Raw genomic sequence first — 4,740 nt, 5'->3', positions numbered from 1 at the left:
ACCTTCGATGTGGAAGGCATTGATGCGGCCCACAAGCTGACCATTCTGGCGTCCATCGCCTTCGGTATTCCGCTGCAGTTCTCCCAGGTCTATACCGAGGGGATCAGCCGCATCACCATCGAAGACGTAGCCAGCGCCGCTCACTTCGGTTACCGCATCAAGCATCTTGGCATCGCCAAGGACACCGGCAAGGGCATCGAACTGCGTGTGCATCCGACCCTGGTGCCCAAGGAAACCATGTTGTCGGCGGTCAACGGGGTGATGAATGCGGTGATGATCCACGGTGATGCCGTGGGCCCGACCATGTTCTACGGCGCCGGCGCCGGCGCCGAGCCCACCGCCTCTGCGGTGGTGGCCGATATCATCGAACTGGGCCGCGCCCTGACCGTGGACCACGACGAGCGGGTGCCGTACCTGGGCTTTCACACTGACCACATGTCCGATGAGCCGATCCTGACCATCGACGATGTGTCCTGTTGTTTCTACCTGCGCCTGCATGTGCAGGACAAGAAAGGGGTGCTGGCCGACGTGACCCGCATCCTCAGTGACAACAATGTCAGCATTGATGCCATGATACAGCGGGAAGTGGACCAGGGGCTGGTGCCCATCGTGATGATGACCCACGAAGTCCGCGAGGGTGACATGAACCTGGCGTTGGCCAAGATTGGTGCCCTTGATACCGTGGATAGCGATATAATGCGCATCCGGGTGGAAACGCTGGACGCTTGATGCACAGCGTCGGACGCCCGGTTTTCAGTGTCCGGCGACAAGCATCTGGCGATTTTACGCGCTGATTAAAGCGACCAAATTCAAGAACAGCAGAGCCTGCCTCAATGGCTTTGCACTAGCAGCAGAGACCAACACCATGCCTTTTCGTGACCGTTACACCGGCTTGATCAACCGTTACCGCGACCACCTGCCGGTGAATGATGACACGCCCATCATCAGCCTGGGTGAAGGGAATACGCCCCTGATTCGCCTGAAGAACATTCCCAAGATGCTGGGCAAGGACGTGGATATCTACGTCAAATACGAAGGCCTGAACCCCACCGGTTCCTTCAAGGACCGTGGCATGACCATGGCGGTGACCAAGGCGGTGGAAGAGGGTAGCAATGCCATCATCTGCGCCTCCACCGGCAATACCTCTGCGGCTGCCGCGGCCTACGCGGCCCGTGCCGGCATTACCGCTTTTGTGCTGATTCCGGAAGGCAAGATTGCCATGGGCAAGCTGGCCCAGGCGATGATGTATGGTGCGGTGATTATGCAGATCCGTGGCAACTTCGATCAGGGCATGGAGCTGGTCAAGCAGGTGGCGGAGAAAGCCCCGGTGACCATCGTGAACTCCGTGAATCCCTATCGTCTGCAGGGCCAGAAATCTGCTGCATTTGAGATTGTCGAAGAACTGGGCCGTGCCCCGGACTTCCACTGTTTGCCAGTGGGGAACGCAGGCAATATCTCCGCCCACTGGATGGGCTACAGCGAATACAAAAAAGCCGGTGTGGTAAACAGTGCACCGAAGATGGTGGGTTATCAGGCCGAAGGGGCGGCGCCCTTCATGCGTGGCGGACCGGTGAAAGACCCGGAAACTGTGGCCACGGCCATCCGTATCGGTAATCCGCAATCCTGGGACAAGGCCTGGGCCCTGCAGGAAGAGTCTGGCGGCTGGTTCGACGAATTGACCGATCAGGAGATTCTGGCTGCCCAGAAGATGCTGGCTGAGAAAGAAGGCATCTTCTGTGAGCCGGCGTCTGCGGCTTCTCTGGGGGGCGCCATGCGCGACATCAAGGCCGGCAAGATTCCGGAAGGCTCTACCATCGTCTGCACCCTCACCGGTAACGGCCTGAAAGACCCGGACACCGCTATCGCCCAGTGCCAGGATAGCCGCATGGTGACCATTGATGCGGACCTGGATGCGGTGAAAGGCGCCATCCTGTCCAATATGTCCTGACCTGTTAAACAGGTCGAAAAAAAACGGAGCGCTATGCGCTCCGTTTTTTTATCTCTCTCTCTGCTGCGCAATCAGAGCCTTGTTTGCATGGCTGAATCTCATCAGCCACTTTTCATTTATTCGCGTAGTGAAAAAACGGCAACAAAGCAATTACCCTGTAATTTTGCATTTGTTTTGGTCGCAAGAAAAAATCCTTGCCCAAAATATGTTAGGGTACTTTTTCTTTATGGGAAGAAAGGGAGCCACGACTCCGTGTCGAGATTACTGAAACCGCCTACCCTTATCGTGTCTTTTTCGGGCTGATTACTCGCCCATCCCCCGGTCCTGCGCGGCCACTCCTCTCCTTGTATTGTCATTACCGCATCTGCAAATACCTGTGTGCCAACCCAACAGGTGACACGCTGTGATTTGACTTTACTTGGTCAATATTTAGTCTGTAAAGAAAATCAGAGAAGGGAGCATTAGATGAATAAGCGTGCTTTTGCAAAGCGCACTGGCTATCTGAGTTGTTTGCTTGCTGCGTCCATTCCCCTAAACGCCCACGCCGGTGCCGAACTGAGTGCTGGTGTCTGGTGGGTCTATCAATATGTCACTGATTCCGATTTTACCGGTGCGTCGTCCGCCTTTGATGAGGATCTGGACAACACCACTGGTGGTAACTTTGCCGACCCGGCATTGATCCTCTACGCCGATGATGATGGCTCCCATGGTCCATGGCGTTTCAGTGCAGAGGGGCGTCTCGGTACTGGCGGATTCACCGATACCTCGAATAATAATTCCGGTGATACTTTCACCATGCATAAGGCATGGATCGGTTACGAATTTGATGACGACACCCTGCTGACCGTGGGGAAAAGCCAGGTGCCTTTTGGCTGGAAAACCGTCAATTTCTGGCCCGGTGAAGGGGTGTTGGGTGGTTATGGCGATCAGATGGATGTGGGCTTCAAGCTTAGCTCTTCATTGAATGCCTTTAACTACGATGTGGCCTATTACCACCAGGATGACTGGGGTGAAACCAGTACTGACACGGTCGATGACAACGGTCACTGGGGTAGCGCAACGACCTATCGGAAGATCAAGACCGGGGTCATCAATGGCGACTGGAACTTTATGGAAGGTCATACTGTAGGAGCCTCTTATCAGAAGGGGCGTCTCCAGGACCTGACGGCTGCCGTTGCCAAGGCACGGGATGATGAGGGTGATCATCAATCAGTAAATTTGCATTACACCTTCAACATGAATGACTTCACTGCCCGCTATCAGTTTATTGATGCAGAGCGGGACTTTGGCGGTATGGATGCGTTTTTGCTCGGTGGCACGGCACCCGCCGATGAAGAAGTGAAAACCCAGGTGCACATGGCTCAGCTGATCTACAACCAGAATCGCTGGAGCTATTACCTGGATGCAGGGGTGGCGAGTACTGATACCCGCGGTAACGACGCCGATGATGTGGAATTCTATGCGCCCGGCGTCAGCTACAAGTACGGACCTGGCTGGCTGTACCTGGAGTACCTGTGGTCTGATGGTGACGTGGACCGTAACGGTGATATTTACGAAGCAGACTTCCGTGCGGTCTACGCGTCGTTTGATTTTTATTTCTGATTGCCGGTAGCGGCCCTGCAGGGCCGCCTACTCGGGTTTAGATGATGAAGTGCGTTTTGAGGAGTGCATGTTTCGGGGAAGCGATCCCGACATCGTCCGGACCGACTGGCTGTAAGTTGCGGCATCCACTGCGCACCCTAAAGCAAGACGGATAACGGAGCTAAGATGAGTATTGATTATGAGACCGACTATGATGTCGGCCAGGATAATGTGCAGGTCCTGGGGATGGATCTGCATAATCCTGTTTTCTTTATCAGTGCCGTACTGGTGATTGCCTTTGTTGTCGGCACCCTGGCATTCCCGGAGAGTGCCAACGGCATGCTGAACGGCGCCAAGGCGTGGGCCATCGAACATTTCGACTGGTTGTTCATGGTCAGTGGCAATATTTTTGTATTATTCTGTATTGCCATAGCGGTGATGCCCACCGGTAAAATTCGGTTGGGTGGCCAGAAAGCCAAACCGGAATTTTCCACCCTTTCCTGGTTCGCGATGTTGTTTGCTGCGGGCATGGGGATTGGCTTGATGTTCTGGAGTGTGGCAGAGCCGGTGGCCTATTACACGGATTGGTACGGAACGCCGCTGAGTGTGGCGCCCAATACGGAAGAGGCCAAGCACTTGGCCATGGGCGCAACCATGTATCACTGGGGGCTTCACCCATGGTCTATTTATGCAGTGGTAGCGCTTTCATTGGCCTTTTTCGCCTACAACAAGGGTATGCCGCTGACGATCCGCTCCGCCTTCTATCCTATTCTGGGTGAGCGTTGCTGGGGCTGGCCAGGTCATATCATTGATACGCTTGCAGTTGTCGCCACCATTTTTGGTCTGGCCACGTCCCTTGGCTTGGGTGCCCAACAGGCTTCCGGTGGTTTGCACTTCCTGTTCGATACGCCTAACGCGATCAATATGCAGCTGGCGGTTATCTTCGGCGTGACCTCCATTGCGGTGATATCCGTGATGCGGGGGCTAGATGGGGGGGTCAAACTCCTCAGTAATATCAATATGATGTTGGCGTTGTTCCTGTTGCTATTCGTGATTGTTGCGGGCCCAACATTGCTGATCATTACCGGGTTTGCCACAACAGCGGTGGATTACGTGTCCAATATTATTCCGCTGAGTAACTGGATTGGTCGTGAGGATGACACCTGGTTCCACGGCTGGACGGTGTTTTACTGGGCGTGGTGGATTTCCTG

At 54.7% G+C, this 4,740-nt stretch carries 4 protein-coding genes; all 4 read left to right on the top strand.

The genetic code is table 11. The annotated features are described in order from the left end of the window. A partial coding sequence (locus B3Q33_RS08940) for a homoserine dehydrogenase (RefSeq protein ID WP_286827499.1) occupies positions 1 to 729 on the top strand: 729 nt, incomplete at its 5' end. Positions 730 to 865: 136 nt separating this feature from the next. Further along, a complete protein-coding gene (gene thrC / locus B3Q33_RS08935; protein WP_035247810.1) occupies positions 866 to 1,948 on the top strand; it encodes a threonine synthase in 1,083 nt (360 codons plus the stop codon). A 465-nt stretch (positions 1,949 to 2,413) separates the two neighbouring features. Then, the gene (locus B3Q33_RS08930; RefSeq protein WP_035247808.1) at positions 2,414 to 3,550 is read left to right on the top strand and encodes a hypothetical protein; all 1,137 of its coding nucleotides are present in this window, start codon (positions 2,414 to 2,416) and stop codon (positions 3,548 to 3,550) included. A gap of 165 nt (positions 3,551 to 3,715) precedes the next feature. Beyond that, positions 3,716 to 4,740, top strand: a 1,025-nt coding sequence (locus B3Q33_RS08925) for a BCCT family transporter (protein WP_286827498.1), incomplete at its 3' end; no start/stop codon positions are given.

This window comes from Alcanivorax sp. UBA3183, from assembly GCF_002364155.1.
Classification (GTDB): domain Bacteria; phylum Pseudomonadota; class Gammaproteobacteria; order Pseudomonadales; family Alcanivoracaceae; genus Alcanivorax; species Alcanivorax jadensis.
The sequence above is the reverse complement of the archived record's forward strand: the minus strand, read 5'-3'. Positions and strand labels throughout refer to the sequence as shown.